The 16,967-nt window shown below is 73.5% G+C and carries 14 protein-coding genes; 3 read left to right on the plus strand and 11 right to left on the minus strand.

Annotated features, from left to right (window positions below; all coding sequences use genetic code 11):
- Window positions 1-85 precede the first annotated feature (85 nt).
- The 3 genes from OG408_RS09815 (at window position 86) to OG408_RS09825 (ending at window position 2,875) form a co-directional block, all read left to right on the plus strand.
- Entirely contained in the window at window positions 86-1,033 is a 948-nt protein-coding gene (locus tag OG408_RS09815) for an ABC transporter ATP-binding protein (RefSeq protein WP_326669391.1), read from the plus strand.
- Window positions 1,030-1,797 (plus strand): ABC transporter permease, encoded by a 768-nt coding sequence (locus OG408_RS09820; protein ID WP_285572614.1) that lies wholly within the window; start codon window positions 1,030-1,032, stop codon window positions 1,795-1,797. Before OG408_RS09815 ends, OG408_RS09820 begins: the two co-directional genes overlap by 4 nt.
- 64 nt (window positions 1,798-1,861) lie before the next feature.
- Entirely contained in the window at window positions 1,862-2,875 is a 1,014-nt protein-coding gene (locus tag OG408_RS09825) for a COX15/CtaA family protein (RefSeq protein WP_266777380.1), read from the plus strand.
- Window positions 2,876-2,992: 117 nt separating this feature from the next.
- Here the strand turns inward: OG408_RS09825 and OG408_RS09830 are convergent, their stop codons facing one another.
- From OG408_RS09830 to OG408_RS09880, 11 genes are all read right to left on the minus strand, one after another.
- Window positions 2,993-6,652 carry a discoidin domain-containing protein gene (locus OG408_RS09830; RefSeq protein WP_442806127.1) on the minus strand — a complete coding sequence of 1,220 codons (3,660 nt, stop codon included), beginning with the start codon at window positions 6,650-6,652 and terminating at the stop codon, window positions 2,993-2,995.
- Window positions 6,653-7,014: 362 nt separating this feature from the next.
- Complete coding sequence (locus OG408_RS09835) at window positions 7,015-7,995, minus strand: sugar kinase (protein ID WP_326669397.1); 981 nt, start codon at window positions 7,993-7,995, stop codon at window positions 7,015-7,017.
- Window positions 7,992-8,861, minus strand: a complete 870-nt coding sequence (locus OG408_RS09840) for an SMP-30/gluconolactonase/LRE family protein (RefSeq protein WP_326669399.1) — start codon at window positions 8,859-8,861, stop codon at window positions 7,992-7,994. The genes OG408_RS09835 and OG408_RS09840 overlap by 4 nt, the downstream gene beginning before the upstream one ends.
- A complete protein-coding gene (locus tag OG408_RS09845) occupies window positions 8,858-9,499 on the minus strand; it encodes a bifunctional 4-hydroxy-2-oxoglutarate aldolase/2-dehydro-3-deoxy-phosphogluconate aldolase (RefSeq protein WP_266777388.1) in 642 nt (213 codons plus the stop codon). Before OG408_RS09845 ends, OG408_RS09840 begins: the two co-directional genes overlap by 4 nt.
- Window positions 9,500-9,514: 15 nt before the next feature.
- On the minus strand, window positions 9,515-10,303 hold the full coding sequence (locus OG408_RS09850) for a hypothetical protein (RefSeq protein ID WP_326669401.1): 789 nt from the start codon (window positions 10,301-10,303) through the stop codon (window positions 9,515-9,517).
- Window positions 10,304-10,308: 5 nt separating this feature from the next.
- Window positions 10,309-11,454: a galactonate dehydratase gene (gene dgoD, locus OG408_RS09855; protein ID WP_326669403.1), complete on the minus strand. Its 1,146-nt coding sequence runs from the start codon at window positions 11,452-11,454 to the stop codon at window positions 10,309-10,311.
- On the minus strand, window positions 11,451-12,194 hold the full coding sequence (locus OG408_RS09860; protein WP_285572600.1) for a FadR/GntR family transcriptional regulator: 744 nt from the start codon (window positions 12,192-12,194) through the stop codon (window positions 11,451-11,453). The genes dgoD and OG408_RS09860 overlap by 4 nt, the downstream gene beginning before the upstream one ends.
- 43 nt (window positions 12,195-12,237) lie before the next feature.
- Window positions 12,238-12,996: an SDR family NAD(P)-dependent oxidoreductase gene (locus tag OG408_RS09865; protein WP_326669406.1), complete on the minus strand. Its 759-nt coding sequence runs from the start codon at window positions 12,994-12,996 to the stop codon at window positions 12,238-12,240.
- A 70-nt stretch (window positions 12,997-13,066) separates the two neighbouring features.
- Window positions 13,067-15,169, minus strand: coding sequence for an alpha-galactosidase (locus OG408_RS09870; protein ID WP_326669408.1), 2,103 nt, complete (start codon window positions 15,167-15,169; stop codon window positions 13,067-13,069).
- Complete coding sequence (locus OG408_RS09875; protein WP_266777399.1) at window positions 15,166-16,032, minus strand: carbohydrate ABC transporter permease; 867 nt, start codon at window positions 16,030-16,032, stop codon at window positions 15,166-15,168. The genes OG408_RS09870 and OG408_RS09875 overlap by 4 nt, the downstream gene beginning before the upstream one ends.
- Entirely contained in the window at window positions 16,029-16,967 is a 939-nt protein-coding gene (locus tag OG408_RS09880) for a carbohydrate ABC transporter permease (protein WP_326669411.1), read from the minus strand. The genes OG408_RS09875 and OG408_RS09880 overlap by 4 nt, the downstream gene beginning before the upstream one ends.

A 16,967-nucleotide genomic window follows, 5' to 3' on the forward strand; every position in this document is an offset into this window, starting at 1 on the left:
ATCAAGGGTGCAATCCATCACTTAGGGTTACCTAATCAAGCCCCCGGGCCAGGGCGCCCGAGGCGGCTGCCTAGACTCACTTCCTATGAATAGCCCTCCCGTTTCGCCCCCTTCCGGCCCGGCTGTCCAGGTCCGCGGCCTGGTGAAGCGGTACGGCAGCAAGACCGCGGTGGACGGCCTCGATCTGGACGTCCCGGCCGGCGCGGTCACCGCGGTCCTCGGCCCCAACGGCGCCGGCAAGACCACCACGGTCGAGACCTGCGAGGGATACCGCCGTCCGGACGACGGAACGGTCCGTGTCCTCGGTCTCGACCCCGTCACCGACGCCGCGCGGCTGCGCCCGCGGATCGGTGTGATGCTCCAGTCCGGCGGCGTCTACTCCGGCGCCCGCGCCGACGAGATGCTCCGCCACATGGCGAAACTCCACGCCCACCCACTGGATGTGGACGCCCTCATCGAGCGCCTGGGCCTGGGCGGCTGCGGCCGCACCACCTACCGCCGGCTCTCCGGCGGCCAGCAGCAGCGGCTCGCCCTGGCGATGGCCGTCGTCGGCCGGCCCGAGCTGGTCTTCCTCGACGAGCCCACCGCCGGCCTCGACCCGCAGGCCCGCCGCTCCACCTGGGAGCTCGTCCGGGAGCTGCGCGCCGACGGCGTGTCCGTCGTCCTCACCACCCACTTCATGGACGAGGCCGAGGAGCTCGCCGACGAAGTCGCCGTCATCGACGCCGGCCGGGTCATCGCCCACGGCAGCCCCGAGGCGCTGTGCCGCGGCGGCGCCGAGAACACCCTGCGGTTCACCGGCCGCCCCGGCCTCGACCTCGGCTCCCTGCTGAAGGCGCTGCCCGACGGCTCCGAGGCCGCCGAGCTCGCCACCGGCGCGTACAGCATCACCGGGGACATCGACCCGCAGCTGCTGGCCACCGTCACCTCCTGGTGCGCGCAGAACGGCGTGATGCCCTCGGGCATCTCGGTCGAGCGCCACACCCTGGAGGACGTCTTCCTCGAACTGACCGGCAAGGAGCTGCGCGCATGAGCGCCGGTACGTACGCCCCCCGGCCGGGCGCCGCCCCGCTGCCCCGCATGATCGCCGCGCAGACCGCGCTGGAGACCCGGATGCTGCTGCGCAACGGCGAGCAGCTGCTGCTGACGGTGATCATCCCGACGCTGCTGCTGGTGCTGTTCAGCGCGGTCGACATCGTGGACACCGGCTCGGGCGAGTCGGTCGACTTCCTGACCCCCGGCATCCTGGCGCTGGCCGTGATGTCCACGGCCTTCACCGGCCAGGCCATCGCCACCGGCTTCGAGCGCCGCTACGGGGTGCTCAAGCGGCTCGCGGCCTCGCCGCTGCCCCGCTGGGGGCTGATGACCGCGAAGACCCTCGCGGTCCTGGTCACCGAGGTGCTCCAGGTCGTCCTGCTGACCGTCATCGCGTTCGCGCTGGGCTGGTCGCCGCACGGCAACCCGTTCGCCGTCCTGCTGCTGCTCGTGCTGGGCACCGCCGCGTTCTCCGGGCTCGGTCTGCTGATGGCCGGGACGCTGAAGGCGGAGGCGACGCTGGCCGCCGCCAACCTGGTCTTCCTGCTGCTGCTGGTCGGCGGCGGGGTCATCGTGCCGCTGGACAAGTTCCCGGACGCGGTGCAGTCGGTGCTGGGGCTGCTGCCGATCGCGGCCCTGTCGGACGGACTGCGGGACGTGCTCCAGCACGGCGCCGCGATGCCGTGGGGCGACCTGGGCATCCTGGCGGTCTGGGCGGTGCTGGGCCTGGGAGCGGCGGCGCGGTTCTTCCGCTGGGAGTGACCCCGGACACCCGCGGGGCACCATTCGTCCCCCTCGTGAAAGCTTGCACAAGCGGCCGCCTACGATGGTGCGCGTGCCCAAGCTGACCCGAGCCGAAGTCGCTCAAGCCGTGCGGAACCCGCTCCAGTACATCGCCGACCGGTGGACCCCGTCCCCCCGGACGGTCCGCCGCGCCGCGCTGTCGGCCGTCGTCATGGCCGTCGCCATCGTCGTCACCGGCGGTGCCGTACGGCTGACCGGCTCCGGTCTCGGCTGCCCGACCTGGCCCAAGTGCACCGACGAGAGCCTGACGGCGACGAGCGCGATGGGCTTCCACGGCGCCATCGAGTTCGGCAACCGGATGCTGACGTACGTCCTGTGCGCGGCGGTCGGATGGGCGATCATCGCCGCCCGGTCCGCCAAGCCCTGGCGGCGCAGTCTCACCCGGCTCGGCTGGACGCAGTTCTGGGTGGTCATGGGCAACGCCGTCCTCGGCGGCGTCGTCGTCCTGGTCGGCCTCAACCCGTACACGGTCGCGGCGCACTTCCTGCTCTCCAGCGCGCTGCTCGCGATCGCCCTGGTGACGTGGCAGCGGGTCCGGGAGGGCGACGAGGAGCCGCGTCCGCTGGTGGGCAGGGCCGTCTCGCAGCTCACCTGGCTGCTGGCGGTCGCCGCCGGGCTGCTGATCGCGGTCGGCACGGTCGTGACGGGGGCCGGGCGGCACGCCGGCGACTCCAGCGACGTCCACCGCATCCCGATCGACTGGAAGATGATCGCCCAGCTGCACGCCGACCTGGCCTGGGTCGTCGTGGCGCTGACGGTCGCGCTCTGGTTCGTCCTGAAGGCGGTCGACGCTCCCGTCGGACCCCTGCACCGCGCCCGCGACCTCTTCCTGATCCTGATGGCGCAGGGCGTCATCGGGTACGTGCAGTACTTCACCGACACGCCGGAGATCCTGGTCGGGCTGCACATGTTCGGCTCGTGCCTCGTGTGGATCGGCGTGGTGCGGGTGCTGCTGTCGCAGCGGGAGCGGCCGGTGGCCGTGGCCCCGGTGCCCGGCCCGGCGGCCGAGCAGCCCGAGCCCGCCGCGGCGGGCTGAGCCCCGCCCCGGGAACCCTGTTCACGAGGTCCGGCCCGTACCCCCGCTCGGGGGCACGGGCCGGACCTCTTCCGGTCCCCGCGCAGCCTGACCTGCCCGGGGACCGGCGTCCGAGCGCTATCCGGTGACCGAGCGCGACACGTTGTAGCCCTCCACCACGAGCCGGGGGCGGGCCCGGCCCTCGGTGTCGTGGCTCCACTCGGCATCGATCTCGCGCTCCTCGCCGGGCAGCAGCCAGAGGTAGTTGTCGCTGACGTAGGCCGGCAGCACGCGCCGGTCCGTGCGCCGGTCGCGCAGCGAGAGCCGCACCATGGCGGCGACGGTGGCACCGTCGTTGCGGACGACCGCCTTCAGCTTCCCGCCCGGACCGTGGCCGTGGCCGGAGGCGTCCCGCACCGAACGGACCGTGACCCGGGTGCGGGCCAGCTTGTTCAGCGCGCCGAGATCGGTGGTCTCGCGGTAGCGCCAGTAGGTGTTGCGCGACAGCAGCGAGCCGTGCGCGTCCCGCAGCTCCAGGCGCAGCAGGTGCAGTGCGGGCAGCGCGTCGCCGAAGGCAACGACGTCCCCGGACGCCGCGGCCGACGGGGCGAGGTCGACGGTGCTGTGCACCGGCTTGCCCAGGCGCTGGCCGCGCAGGTCGTACAGGGTCGCGGTGACGGTCGCGCCCTTGACGGCACGGGTGGTGTGGTTGACCGCGCCGGTACGCCAGTCGACCGGGTTCACCTGGACGTGCACGGGCTCGGTGCCCTTGCGGACGCCGTGGTAGAAGCCGTTGACGTCCAGGTCGTAGTCGTACGTCTGCCAGACCGTGCTGTGCCACGCGGGGTGGGACATCCACAGCAGGAGCCCGGAGGCATTGTCCCAGAGGCGGGTGTTCCACGCCTCGAACATCGCGCGGCCGTTCTCGTAGTTGATCAGCTGGGCCTTGCGGGTGAAGTCCGCGAGGCCGGTCGCCGTCCCCAGCCGTTCCTCGATCGCCGCCTGGTAGCCCTGCGGCTGCTGGTTGCCCTTGCGGGCCCAGTCGTGGGCGCCCCACACGTCGCCGACGGGCCAGGCCGGCTCGTCGCCGACGAGGTTCTTCATCGACTCCTCGACGGGCAGGACGGGCATGCCGATCTCGGTGTGGAAGCCGAAGTCGCCGGTGCGGAAGTACGAGGCGGGGTCGACCCAGTTGTAGGGGCCGCGGCCCTTGACCACGCCGTCGGCCGAGCTGCCCATGTAGAGGATGCCCGGCGCCTCGGCGGCGACCAGCTCCCGCACACCGGTGTCGATGTCGGCGGGCGGGGTGCCCTCGTTGGAACCGCACCACACCACGATGCTGGGGTGGTGGCGGTAGGCGCGGACGGTGTCGCGGGCGTTGCGCAGGTACTCCGGGTGGTCCGGCGGGTCCATGGACCAGCCGTTCCAGAAGTCGTTCCAGACGAGCAGGCCGTTCTCGTCGCAGGCGGCGAAGAACTCCTCGCGGTTGCTGCTGCCCACCCAGTTGCGGATCATCGTGAAGTTCATGTCACGGTGCATCCGCACGGTGTCCTCGGTGCGGCCGTCCAGGGCGCGGCGCAGCAGTTCGTCGTAGCCCCAGTTCCCGCCGCGGCAGAACACCCGGGTGCCGTTGACGGTGATCTGGAGCTGGCGGACCGGCGGCTGTTCGACGCTCTTGGCCTCCGTCCACTCCTGGCCGTCCGCCGAGACCTGGATGACGAACTTCCTGGCGTAGGCGGTCTCCCAGTCGATCACCACCCGGTTCACCGAGGCCGCGGTGCCGAGGTCGGCCTGGATCCACTCCCCGTCGGCGAACTCGGAGGCCCAGCGGGTCGTGCGGTCGCCGTCGAACACGCTGGAGGCGGGGCCGGTGCCGTCCGACGAGGAGGCATCGGCCTTCGCGTCCCGGGCCAGGTCCTTGTCGGGGTCGGCGTCGCCGTACACCGAGAGCGACCAGAGGGACATGCCCCAGTCGGTCGCCCGCTCGGTCCCGACCAGGCGCACGTAGCGGGCCTGCCGGGCGTCGAACTCCACGGTCTGGCTGCCGTGTCCGGCGACGAAGTCGACCGGCATGCCGTAGGTGTAGCCGAACTGCCTGATGCCGAAGCGCAGGGCGCGGCGGTCGGTGACCGCACCGCCGGTCTCCGCCTTCAGCGTGAGGTCGTACAGGTCGGGGCTGCCGTAGCCGTTGGGCCACCAGAGCTTCGGCCGCCGCACCCGCAGGGCGGGGAACTCCTCGGGCGTCAGGACGGCGTCGGCGCTCTTCCCGGCCGGCACGGTGACGGTCTTCGCGACGCGCACGTCGCCGAACGCGGCGCGCACGGTGACCCGCAGCGCCTCGGTGCCGGTGTTGCGGACCGGCACGGTGAGGCCGACCTCGGCCACGTCGAGCGCGGGCAGGTCCGGCAGCGTCGTGGTGATCTGCGGGTCGCCCAGGACGGCACCGCCGGTGGAGCGCAGCCGTACGTGGTTCCAGATGCCGGCGGCACGGTCACGCACCGGCGGCATCCAGTCCCAGCCGGAGACGGAGAGGTACGTCGGTCCGTTGCGCATCATCATCGTGGCGCCGGCGTCCAGCCAGGACTCGCCGCCGGGGCCCTTGTCGGCCGGGCTGCCCGGCAGGGGCATGGGGCTGATCCGTACGGCCAGGACGTTGTCCGTGCGCGCGTCGTCGTGCAGCGCGTCGGTGATGTCGAAGGACTCCCGGGCGAAGGGGTGGCTCATGGAGCCGACCCGGGTGCCGTTGAGCCAGATCTGCGCCGCGTGGTTGACCCCGTCGAACTCCAGCCGGATCCGGCGGCCGCGGCCGGTGTCGAGACCGCGCGGCAGCCGGAACGCGCGCCGGTACCACCAGGAGTGCCGGGACAGGGCCTCGGGCACCTTGAGGTTGTTGAGGCCGGTCACCGGGTCGGGCAGGTGCTTCTGCTCGACGAGCGAGGCCAGGACCGTGCCGGGGACGGTGGCCGGGAGCCAGTCCGCGATGTCGACGCCCGAGCCGGAGACGACCTTGCCGTCGTCGGCGGGTGCGAAGTCGTCCATGGTGAGCGCCCAGCCGGATTCGAGCGGCACGGTGCCGTCGGCCGCGACCGCCAGGGCGGGCGCGGGGGTGCGGGGCATCGACCAGTCGGTCCAGCTCTCCGCTGCGGGGCGCCTGCCCGTGGTGCGGCCGTGGATCCGGAAGCCGTTGAGGCCGAGCGGATTGTCGTTGGAGCGCTTCGTGACGGTCAGCCGGACCCAGCGGGCGGTGGCCGGCTTGTCGAGCGCGATGGTCATGGCGCCGCCGCGGCCGTCGGTGGCGCGGTGCACGGTGGTCCAGGTCCGCTCGTCCTCGGACACCTCAAGGGTGAAGGCGACCGCACAGCTGGAGAGGATCTCGCTGCCGTCCGTGCCGTCGCGGGGGTTGCCGCCCGTGCCGGGGACGAAGGGCGGGTCGTCGACGGCGGCCTCGAAGACCAGCTCCACCGACTCCACGGAGCACCGGGCCTGGAGGTCCACGGAGATCCACTGCGGGTCGCCGGGCCCGGCCCGCCAGCCGGTTCCCCGGACACCGGGTACGGCGATGCCGTCGACGGCGAACTCGGGCGCGGTGGCGGCGTACGCGGTGGACGAGACCTTGACCGGGCGGGCCGCCGCGAGTTCGGCCGCGGCCCCGCCGGGCCGGCCCTTGCCGTCGGCCGCGGCGGCGAGGGAGGCGGGCAGCGCGGCGCTGATCCCGAAGGCCGCCAGCACCGTGGTGTTGGCCGCCAGGAAGCGGCGCCGGGAGAACGGGGAGACGCGCTCCGCCGCGGGGGTGTCCACTGCTGGCCCGGCATCGCTGTCCAGAGGTGTGTCAGCGGGTTGTTCCGGCACTCCGGCCTCCTGGCTGAAGGAATGGGACGAGGACTGAAGACGGCATGACAACGTTGTCAGACTTCAGGGGCAGGCCCTGAGGTCATGGGCGGGAGTGAGTGGGCCGGTCGGCCCGGCCGGCGCCGGCCGGGCCCCGGTGAGGGCCGCCGACCGCCGGACGATGAAGCTGTGGCACGGCGATCCGCGGGTGGGGGCCGGGGCCCTGGGGGACCGTCCGGTACCGGCTGCGCCGTGTGCCCCATTAAAGATCGATTGCCGAGCGCTTGTAAAGAGTTCGCAACGTGGCGGTTACCCGGCAGCCCCCGTCGTCTTCACCTCCCGTCCGTTCCCGCGGCCCATTCGGCCGCCCCCGCGTCCAGCAGCGCGGCCAGCCGGTCCCGGTCCGGCAGCGGTCCGTGGTCACCGGTGACCCGCAGCGCGGCGCCCGCGGTGAGGTGTCCGAGCCGCAGCGCCCGTACGGTGTCCTCGCCGCGCAGCAGCCCGGCGAGGTACCCGGCGGCGAACGCGTCACCGGCGCCCACCGGTTCGACGACCCCGGCCCGGGGCGCGGGCACCGTGTGGACCCGGTCGCCGTCGAACGCGGTGGCCGCCCGGCCGCCGTCCTTGACCACGAGGACGCGGGGCCCGGGCAGCAGCTCGCGCACGGCGGCCGCGTCGGCCAGGTGCCCGCCCCACAGGGCCTGGGCCTCGTCCAGGCCGACGAAGGTGATGTCCGCCCGCCGCGCGAAGCCGAGCAGCACGGTCGCGGCCGTGCCCTCCGGCCAGAGGGCGGGCCGGTGGTTGACGTCGAAGCTGACGGGGCACGGCCGTTCGTCCGCCGGGGGTTCCAGCAGCGCGGCGACCAGCTCGTGGCAGCTCGCCGAGAGGGCCGGGGTGATGCCGCTGAGGTGGATGAGCCCGGCGGTGCGCACGGCCTCGTCCTCCAGCAGCTCCGGGGTCAGCGCCGAGGCGGCGGAGCCGCGGCGGTAGTAGTGCACCCGGGTGCCGTCGGGGCCGGGGTCCTTGACGAGGAGTCCGGTCGGGCGGTGCGGGTCGGTGCGCACCCCGCTGACGTCGACACCGGACGCGGCGACCTCACCGCGGATGCGGCGGCCGAACGGGTCGTCGCCGAGGGAGGAGACCCAGCGGGCGGGGATCCCGTGGTCGGCGAGGTACACCGCCACGTTGGACTCGGCGCCTGCGATCCGTACCCCGAGCCGGTCGGACCCCTCCAGCGGGGCGGCCGGTTCCGGCACCAGTGCGGCCATGGTCTCGCCGATGCAGGTGACCGGGGGCCGGGCGGTCGCGGTCATGTGGCACTCCCCTGCCGGTAGGCGGCGGCCGGCGGGCCCGGCACCTCGACGCGCACGGCGAACACCGCGCCGTCCAGCGGTCCGGGTGCGGCCAGTCCGTGCCGGGCGCTGGTGATGTACAGGGTGTCCCCGTCGAGGCAGAGCCCGGCGGGCTGCGATGCGGGGAGCCGGATCTGCCGGTCGGGCGTTCCGTCGGCGCGGTAGCGGTGGACGGTGCCGGTGCCCCAGACCGCGGTCCACAGGGCGCCCTCGTCGTCGACCGTCATACCGTCCGGGCTGCCCTCGCCGAACGAGGCGAAGGTGTCCGGCGCCCCCGGCAGACCGCCGGCCGGGTCCACCGGGTAGCGGCGGATGACGCCCTTCGCGCTGTCGGCGAGGTACATCACGGTGCCGTCCGCCGTGAACGCCGGGCCGTTGGGCACGGTCAGGCCGTCCAGCACCCGGGTCACGGAGCCGTCGTGGCCCGTCCGGTAGAGGGAGCCCGCGCCCTCGTCCGCGTCGTAGGACATGCTGCCCGCCCAGAACCGGCCCTGCGGATCGGCGGTGGCGTCGTTCATCCGCATCGCCGTGGCGGCCCCGTCCTCGGGGCGGGCGAGCCACTCGGGGCTGCCGTCCGGGGCGATCAGGCAGACGCCCGTTCCGGCGGCGGCGATCCAGTGGCCGGGGCGGCCGTGGACCGGGGCGACGGCGCCCAGGGGGGTGTCGAGCCGGGCCAGTTCGGTGAGCGGGGCCGTGCCGTCGCCGGGGCCGGACAGCAGCCGTCCGGTGAGGATGTCGACGAGGACGATGCGGCCGTCGACCGCGCGGATGCCCTCGCCGAGCCCGAGCCGGTCGGCCCACCGCACGGCCGGTGTGCCGGCGGTCATCGTCCGCTGTCCGCGGGGAGGCGCACGGCGTCGAGGAAGGCCCGGGTGCGTGCCCGCAGCGCGTCGGTGCTGCCGCCGTCGGCCGCGTCGCCGATCAGCGGGGAGCCGACGCCCACGGCGGTCGCGCCCAGGGCGAGGTAGTCGCGGGCCGCCCCGTCGTCCACTCCCCCGACCGGTACGAACGGCAGGTCCGGGAACGGTCCCCGCAGCGCCTTCAAATAGCCCGGGCCGCCGGCCTGCGCGGCCGGGAAGAGTTTGTACGCGTCGGCGCCGAGCCGCCGCGCGGCGACGATGTCGCTCGGCGTCATCACGCCGGCCAGCACGGGCAGCCCGAGCCGTTTCGCCTCGGTGACGCCTTCGCAGACGGCCGGGGTGACGACGAAGTCGGCCCCCGCCTCGTGCACCGCGGCCGCGTCCCCGGCGGTCAGGACGGTGCCGGCCCCGAGGGGTGCGGACGGTCCGAGTGCGGCGCGGGCCCGGCGGATGACGTCGAGCGCGTCCTTGCCGCTGAGGGAGACCTCGATGAGGGGCAGTCCCTCCTCGGCCAGGGTGAGTACGGTCCTGAGTGCGGCGTCCGCGTCGTCGCCGCGCACGATGGCGACGATCCGGTGGGTGCGCAGCTCGGTCAGCAACTCCACGTGCGGGTTCCCTTCCTATCGGTTCTGTACGGCGGTTGTGGTGTCCGCGGTCACGGTGAGGCGCCAGCGGACCTCGCCGCCGGCCGGGACGACAGCGGCGTCGCCCTCGCCGGCGGCCGCCAGGCCGAAGACCCGGCCCAGCATCGGTTCGACCCCGACCGAGCGGTACGGCTCCTGCTCGGGGAAGCCCCCGAGGTTGCGCCACAGGGCGACGGACACCGGCTGCCCCTCGGCCTCCACGGCCATCCGCAGCACGGCTGTTCCGTCGTGGACGCTCACCTGCCGGGTCTCGACGACCGCGCCGACGGCGGTGCCGTCGTCCGGGCCGAGCCGGTCGAGGCCGGCGGGCCAGGAGCAGGGCGTCCAGTCCGCGCCGCCGTCCGGGTAGCGGCGGACCGGGGTGCCGTCCGGGATTCCGATGCGGGCACCCGGAGCGAGGTCGAGCAGGGCGTGGGCGGCCCACAGGAAACGGTAACCGGGTGCGGCCGTGAGCCGGTAGTCGGCCACCGCCCGGTGCCCGTCGGTCCGGATCCGCCGGCCGAGCCGGAAGTCGGGGCAGTCGACGGACTCGGTGCCGTCGGCCCCCCGCCGCCAGGGCCGGGCCCAGGCGTCGCCGTGGTCGGGGGTGCCGCGCACGGTCGGTACGCACTCCTCCAGACCCCCGGCGTCCGCGAACGCGTCGCCGGGACGGACACCGGCGCGGCGCGGCTCCGGACGCTGCCAGAGCCATTCGCGTCCGGCCGCGTACAGGGAGGTCCACCGGCCGCCGTGTACCGGGTCGGTCCCGATCCGCAGGGGGGCCATGGCGCTCACCACTCGGCGAAGGCGCCGTCGTCGTGCCGCCACACCGGGTTGCGCCAGGCGTGTCCGGTCCGGTCGGCCGCGCGTACGGCGTTCTCGTCGACGGTGATGCCCAGCCCCGGCAGGACGCCGCGCCGGGCGTGCCCGTCCTCGAAGCGGAAGGGTTCGGTGTCGACGACGTAGCTGAGCAGGTCGGCGTCCTTGTTGTAGTGGATGCCGCGGCTCTGTTCCTGGATGAGGAAGTTCGGGGTGGCGAAGGCGATCTGGAGGCTGGCGGCGAGGGCGATCGGGCCGAGGGGGCAGTGCGGGGCGAGCTGCACCCCGTAGGTCTCGGCGAGCGAGCCGATGCGGTGGACCTCGGAGATGCCTCCGGCGTGCGAGAGGTCCGGCTGGGCGACCGCGATCCCGGCCGTCAGCGCGGGCAGGAAGTCGGCGCGTCCGTAGAGCCGTTCGCCGGTGGCGATGGGGACGGAGGTGGCGCCGACGAGGGCGGGCAGCAGGTGGCCCAGCTCGGGCAGGAGGGGTTCCTCCACGAAGAGCGGGTGCAGCGGTTCGATGGCCTGGAGGACCCGGCGGGCCCCGGCCGGGCCGAACCGGCCGTGCATGTCGATGGCGACGTCGCGGCCGGGTCCGAGCGCCTCGCGGGCGGCGGCGACCCGTTCGACGACGGCGGCGGTCTCGGCGGGGGTGTCCAGGGGGGCGGTGCGGCCCGCCGCGTTCATCTTGACGGCGGTGAAGCCGGCCTCGACCTGGGCGGTGATCTCCTCGGTGAGCCGGGCGGGTTCGTCGCCGCCGACCCAGGCGTAGACGCGGACCCGGTCGCGCACGGGGCCGCCGAGCAGGGCGTGCACGGGGGCGCCGTAAGTCTTCCCGGCGATGTCCCACAGCGCCTGGTCGATTCCGGCGACGGCACTGGAGAGGACCGGCCCGCCGCGGTAGAAGCCGCCCTTGCTGAGGACCTGCCAGTGGTCCTGGATGCGCAGCGGGTCCTGGCCGACGAGGTATTCGGCGAGGACGTCGACGGCGGCCCGGACCACTTCGGCGCGGCCCTCGACGACGGGTTCGCCCCAGCCGACGACGCCCTCGTCGGTCTCGATCCGGCAGAACAGCCAGCGCGGCGGTACGAGGAAGGTCTCGATACGGGTGATCTTCACCGGTCCGCGTTCCCCTCGTCGGTGGCCGCTCCGGTGCCGTGCACCCGGTCGAGGTCGCGTACGGCCTGGTCGAGCAGGGCCCGCATGGCGTGTTCCGCGGCGTCCGGGTCCCGGTCGCGCACGGCGTCGAGGACGGCCCGGTGGCTGGGTACGGGGTCCTCGCCGTGCTGGGAGCTGTGCACGATCTCGTCGCGGTGGGCGAGGCCGGACTCGATGACCATCTCCATGCGTTCCAGCAGTTCGTTGTGGGTGGCGGCGAGGAGTGCGCGGTGGAAGGCGAGGTCGGCCTCGACCGCGTGGGCCGCGCCGCCCTCCTGCTCGCCCATCGCGGTGATGGCGGCTTCCAGGGTGACCAGGTCCTCCTCGGTGCGCCGGGCGGCGGCGAGCCGGACGGCGGCCGGCTCGATGATGCCGCGGACCTCGCCGAGGTTGCGCAGCAGTGCCAGGTCGGCGCCGGACTCGGTGCCGCCGGCGAACTGCCAGCGCAGTACGTCCGCGTCGAGCAGATTCCAGTCCGCGCGGGCCCTGACGAAGGTGCCGCGCTTCTGGCGCGCGTCGACGATCCCCTTGGCCGCGAGGACCTTCAGGGACTCCCGCAGGGCGGTCAGGCTGACGTCGAGCTCGCCCTGGAGCGCCACGAGGTCGAGCGTCGCCCCTTCGGGGATCTCGCCGCTCAGGACCCGGCGCGCGAGAGTCTCCACGGTCTGGCCGTGCACTCCGCGGCGCGCGTATGGCGTCATGTCTGTGTGCCTTTCTGCTGTGCGATGGGGGCTGGGGCGGCGGTCAGGCCGAGGACTTGACGACGGACCAGCCGCCGTCGACGAGCAGGCTCGATCCGGTGATGTAGGACGCCTCGTCGGCGGCGAGGAAGGCGATGGCCGCGGCCGCCTCCTCGGGGGTGCCGAAGCGGCCGGCGGCCGTCTCGGCGACGCTCTGGCGCCGGTCCTCCTCCCCCACCCGGTCCCAGGCCGCGGTCAGGATGGGTCCGGGCAGCACGGCGTTGACCCGCACCTCGGGCCCGTACTCCACCGCGAGCTGTCCGCACAGGGAGAGCAGCGCACCCTTGGAGGCCGCGTAGGCGGGGTGTCCGGGGATGCCCTTGTGGGCGTGGACCGAGGAGGTGAGGACGGCGGCGCCGCGCTGTGCGCGCAGGTCGGGCAGGACCGCCCGGAAGCCGAGGAAGGCGCCGGTGAGGTTCACCGCGAGCTGCCGCTCCCAGGAGGCCACGGTCATCTCGTGGGCGGGGGTGACGTCGACCGTGTAGGCGTTGCTCACCAGGACGCCGACGGGTCCGAAGGTGTGCGCGGCGTCCACGGTCCGCTGCCAGTCGGCCTCGTCGGAGACGTCCGTACGCACGAAGAGGGCCCGGCCCCCGTCGGCGCGGATGCCGGCGGCGACGCGCTCGCCGGGGTCCGGTGCGATGTCCGCGAGGATCACCGCGGCGCCCTCGGCGGCGAGGCGTTCCGCGGTGGCCGCGCCGATGCCCGAGGCGGCTCCGGTGACCACGGCCACCTTGTCGGCGAAGCGGGGGTTTCCGTTCATGGGGCGGCTCGACTCCTCGGGTTCGTGCGTGTTCTCGGCGACTCTAGTGACGGTGCGTCGGACGGGCGGGCTACTGCCGGATCAGGACGGTGAGTTCGGCGTCGTACCGGGCGGTCCAGGCGAACGGCAGTCCGTAGTGCCGCAGATGGGCGCCGCTGTGGACGGCCCCGGTCTGCTGGTCGGTGTAGCGGGCGGCCGGGTCCAGGCCGCGCAGGCGCAGCCGGGCGGGGCGTCCCGGGACGAGCGGCGCCCCGTCCAGGCGGCCGGTGTTCCAGGCGGTGACGGCGATCCGGGCGCCGCCGTGTTCCACGTACTGGACTCCGCAGGTGGCGTCGGCGGGGGTGCCGAGGAGGTGGACCTCGCCGTGGTGGACGACGTCGCGGATCTCCTTGTAGCGGTTCACCCAGACGGCCGCCTCGGCGCGCTGCTCGGCGGACCAGGTGCGGATGTCGGCGCCGATGCCCAGGACCCCGGCCATGGCGGTGACGAAGCGGAAGGCCAGGGAGCGGGGGCGCGGGTCGAAGACGCCGGGTGCGTCGGTGACCCACGAGCTCATGGTGTGCGGGGCGTGCGCGTGCAGATAGCCGAACTGGATGGCGAGACGGTCCAGCGGGGCGGTGTTGTCGCTGGGCCACATCACGTCGGTGCGGGCGAGGGTGGCGTGCTCGATGCGGCCGCCGCCTCCGGCGCAGCCCTCGACCGTGACGTGCGGGTGGTGGTCGCGCAGGTGGTCGAGGACGCGCAGGTATCCGGCGACGTGCCCTGCGTCCAGGTCCTGCGCCCCGGCGGGTCCTGCGCCGGGCCGGCCGCGCTCGGTGGGCGGGCGGTTCATGTCCCACTTGAGGTAGCTGATGGCGTGGTCGCCGAGCAGCCGGTCGAAGGTGGCGATGACGAAGTCCTGGACGTCCCGGCGGCCGAGGTCGAGGAGCAGCTGCTCGCGCACGAGCGTGGCGGGGCGGCCGTCGATCCGGTAGACCCAGTCGGGGTGTTCGGCGTAGAGCGCGGACGCCGGGCTGACCGACTCGGGTTCGACCCAGAGGCCGAAGTCCATTCCGGTGGCGCGGACCTCGTCGATGAAGTGGTCGAAGCCGTCGGGGAAGTTCGCCGGGTCGGGGTGCCAGTCGCCCAGTCCGCCCTTCTCGTCGTGCCGTCCGGTGAACCAGCCGTCGTCGACGACGAACAGTTCGGCGCCCATGCCGGCGGCGATCCGGGCGAGTTCGAGCTGGGCGGCGGCGTCGACGTCGAAACCGGTCGCCTCCCAGGAGTTGTAGAGGACCTTGCGGGTGCGGTCCATCCGGCCGCCGCTCAGCCGGCGCTCGTAGCGGTGCCAGACCCGGGCCAGGCCGTCGAGGCCGTCCGGGCTGAACGCGCAGGCCAGCCGGGGGGTGGTGAGGGTGTCGCCCGGGGTGAGCCGGACGGCGCCCTCGTGGGGCACCCGCCCGGCCGCGATCCGTACCGCGCCGCCGGGTTCGGCGTCGGCGGTCAGGTGCCAGTTGCCGGACCACTCCAGCGCGACGCCGTACGTCGGAGTGTCGTGGCCGTCCGGGGCGGCGGCGTCCTGGACGGCGAGCCAGGGCACGTAGGCGTGGCCGGGGACGCCCTGGGTGGAGGCCATCTCGAAGCGGCCGCGGGTCAGTTCGAGCTGGGTACGGGTGAACTCCTGGGACCACTGCCCGGTGAGGTAGGTGAGCCGGGCTCCGTCGGTGACGGGGACGGTGACGGCCGCGGAGTCGATGCGTTCCAGCCGCAGTTCCCCGTCGCCGGTGCAGCTCAGCTCGGTCCAGCGCAGGATCACGTCGGTGCCGGGCACGGTCTCGTAGCAGAGGACCGCGCGCAGTCCCTGCAGCTCGTCGGTGAAGGCGAGGCGCAGGGCGTGGTCGCCGTCCGCGGTGGCGGAGTCGAAGGTCCACCAGGTGCCGCGGTCCTGGCCGTGGCGGCCGGCGACGAGTTCGGCGCCGGTGAAGGGGCGCATCCCGTACGGCAGGTACTCCGCGGGGGCGGCGTCGGCGGGGGTGATGAAGTGGGTGCGGTGCGGGTGCGCGAAGGGCGACTCGCCCGTCTCGACGCCGTGCGGGCCCCAGGCGGTGAGCTCGGCCCAGCGGCCCTCGCCGGCGATCCGTACCGCGTAGGTGGTGTTCTCGGTGCGCAGCAGCCACCGGTCGTGCGGGGTCACTTGACTGCTCCCAGATTGAGGCCGGCCACGAAGTGGCGCTGGAACTTGAGGAAGACGATGACGGTCGGGGCCGCGGCGATGACGGAACCGGCCGCGATGACGTTCCACATGGAGACGTACTGGCCCTGGAGTCCGATGAGCGAGGCGGTGATGGGCATCCGGGTGTCGGTGCGCAGCACGGTGATGGCCCACAGCAGGTCGTTGAAGATCCAGGTGAACGACAGGGCGCTGAGCGCGGCCATGGCGGGCTTGGCGAGCGGCAGGATGATCCGGGTGTAGATCTGCCAGGGGCCTGCGCCGTCGATGACGGCGGCCTGCTGGATCTCCGGCGGGATGGACCGCATGAAGCCGTGCAGCACGAAGACGTAGAAGCCGATGCCGAAGCCGACCTGGACGCCGATGAGGGCGTACAGCGAGTCGTACAGGCCCAGCAGTTCGCTGAGTTTGGAGACCGGGACCAGCAGGATCTGCGGGGGCAGCAGGTTGCCGCCGAGCATGAGCAGCAGGAGCGTGCGGCGCAGCGGCACGTCGTAGCGGCTGAGCGCGAACGCGGCCGTCGAGGCGAGCAGCAGCGACAGCAGCACCGACGGGATGGTGACCAGCAGGCTGTTGATCAGTGCGCGCTGCTGGCCGCCGTCCACCCAGGCCTGGCGGAAGCCGTCCAGGGTGAAGGAGTGCGGCAGGCTGCCGACTCCGTGGGCGGCGACGTCGTCGAAGGACCGGACGCTGGTGACGAGGACCAGCGCGATGGGCAGCAGCCAGAGCACCGCGAGCAGTCCGGCACTGGCATGGAAGCCGGCGGTGCCCCAGATCCGTCGCCGTCCCGGTCCGGTGCGCGGGGTCGGGGTGTGGGTGGCGGTCATGCGTCGGCCTCCCGGAAGGCGCGGACGAGGTAGGACGCGATCACCCCGAAGGCGAGCAGGAAGATCACGACCGCGAGGGCGGAGCCGTAGCCGAGTCGCAGCGACTGGAAGGCGGTGGAGTACATGTAGGTGCTGAGAAGTTCGGAGGAGTGGTACGGGCCGCCGCGGGTGAGCGCCCACACCACGTCGAAGGAGCGCAGCGAGTCGATGACGATCACCGACAGGACGACGGCGTTGACGCTGCTGAGCTGCGGGAGCGTGATGTGGCGGAACTGCTGCCAGCGGGTGGCGCCGTCCACCTTCGCCGCCTCGTAGAGCACCGGGTCGATGCCCTTGAGGCCGGCGAGGTACAGCACCATCACGTAGCCGATCTGGCGCCACAGCGCGGGCACGATCACGGCGTACAGGGCGGTGTCCTGGTCGGCGAGCCAGGCGTGGGTGAGGCCGGAGAGCCCGACCGCTTCGAGGGTCTTGTTGATCAGCCCGTCGGGCTGGTACATCGCCTGCCAGACCAGCGCGGTGGCCACCAGCGAGAACACCACGGGCAGGAAGAGCGCGGCACGGTAGAAGCCGACGCCGCGCCGTTCCTGCTGGAGCAGCAGGGCCGCGCCGAGGCCGAGGGCGGCGGAGAGGCCGCCGAAGAGCAGCAGCCAGATCACGGTGTCCAGGGCGGCGGTCCGGAAGACCGCGTCGCCGAACATCTCGCGGAAGTTGCCGAGTCCGATGAACTCCGGGGCGGAGACCCCGTCCCACTTGGTGAAGGCGAGGTAGAAGCCCTGGAGCGCCGGCCAGAACACCCAGAAGGCCTCGGCGAGCAGCGGTACGAGGACGAAGGCGAGGACGACGGGCGGGACCCGGGTGGCCCGCTTGCGGGCCGGGGGCCGGTGCCCGGTGTGCTCCCGGGTCTCCTTCCGGGGTGCGGTGAGTACCGCCAT

Origin of the sequence: Streptomyces sp. NBC_01257, assembly GCF_035917255.1 — a bacterium.
In the GTDB taxonomy this organism is placed as follows: domain Bacteria; phylum Actinomycetota; class Actinomycetes; order Streptomycetales; family Streptomycetaceae; genus Streptomyces.